Source organism: Amycolatopsis sp. A133 (genome assembly GCF_031082405.1).
Classification (GTDB): Bacteria; Actinomycetota; Actinomycetes; order Mycobacteriales; family Pseudonocardiaceae; genus Amycolatopsis.
This window is the reverse complement of record NZ_JAVHJU010000029.1, coordinates 1-1,326: the sequence shown is the minus strand read 5'-3', so window position 1 is coordinate 1,326 and position 1,326 is coordinate 1. Positions and strand designations below refer to the sequence as shown.

At 68.0% G+C, this 1,326-nt stretch carries 1 protein-coding gene; it reads right to left on the bottom strand.

Translation table 11 applies throughout. The features are described from left to right. Positions 1-1,326, bottom strand: a 1,326-nt coding sequence (locus tag Q5425_RS21205) for a family 2B encapsulin nanocompartment shell protein (protein WP_308674007.1), incomplete at both ends; no start/stop codon positions are given.

Below are 1,326 nucleotides of genomic sequence, written 5' to 3'. Positions count from 1 at the left end.
GGCGAGGGCGTCGGGGACGAGGACGGCGGCGGAGTAGTAGGCGGAGACGAGGTAGGAGATGATGGCTTGTTCGTTGATGCCCATGAACCGGACGTTGAGGCCGGGTTGGTATTCGTCGGGTAGTCCGGTTTGGTGGAGGCCGACGACGCCTTGGGCTGCTTCGCCGGTGCGCATGAGCAGGATGGAGCTGGTGCGGGTTTCGGTGACGGGGATTTTGTTGCAGGGCAGGATGGGGATTCCGCGCCAGGAGGGGACTTGGTGGCCGCCGAGGTCGACGCTGGTGGGGTAGACGCCGGCTTTGGTGCATTCGCGGCCGAACGCGGCGATGGTGGTGGGGTGGGCGAGGAAGAAGCCGGGGTCTTTCCAGACGAGGGTGAGCAGTTCGTCGAGGTCGTCGGGGGTGGGTGGGCCGGTGCGGGTGGGGATGCGCTGGGCGAAGTCGGCGTTGTGCAGCAGCCCGAAGCCGGTGTTGTTGATCAGTTCGTGTTCCTGGCGTTCGCGCAGGGCTTCGACGGTGAGCCGGAGTTGTTGTTCGATCTGGTTCATTGGCTGGTTGTAGAGGTCGGCGACGCGGGAGTGGACGCGTAGCACGGTTTGGGCGACGGAGAGTTCGTATTCGCGGGGTTTGGCTTCGTAGTCGACGAAGGTGGCGGGCAGGACCGGTTCGCCGTCGTGGCCGGAGGCGAGGGAGATTTCGGCTTCGCCGTGGTCGTTGCGGGCCGCGGCGCCGCGGGCGAGGTAGTCCTGCAGGTGGGCTTGGAGGGCTTCGGAGCGGGCCAGGACGTCGTCGAACGCGACGCGGGGGAGGGTGAGCACGGTGCAGGCGGTGACGGCTTTGGCGGTGAATTCCCAGATGCCGTCGTCGCGGGTGAGGGTGGTGTCGCCGAAGTGGTCGCCGTCGGCGAGGGTGCCGAGGGCGACCTGGTCGCCGTAGGCGCCGGTGCCGATTTTGGTGATTTTGCCGTGGGCGAGGAGGAACACCTGGTCGGCGGGGGAGCCGAATTCGACCAGTGCGTCGCCGGGGGCGTATTCCTGCTGGGTGAACCGGTCGGCCAGTTCGGTGAGGACTTCGTCGTCGCAGAAGCCGCGCAGCGGGGCCAGTTCGCCCAGTTCGGGGGGGATGACGCGGACTTGGGCGCCGATGGTGCTGAAGGTGACGCGGCCGTCGCCGACGGCGTAGGAGAGGCGCCGGTTGACCCGGTAGGCGCCGCCGGAGACCTCGACCCACGGCAGCAGTTTGAGCAGCCAGCGTGAGGAGATGCCCTGCATCTGCGGGACCGACTTGGTCGTCGTGGCCAGTGTCCGGGCCGCCGCCCGGCCCAGGCT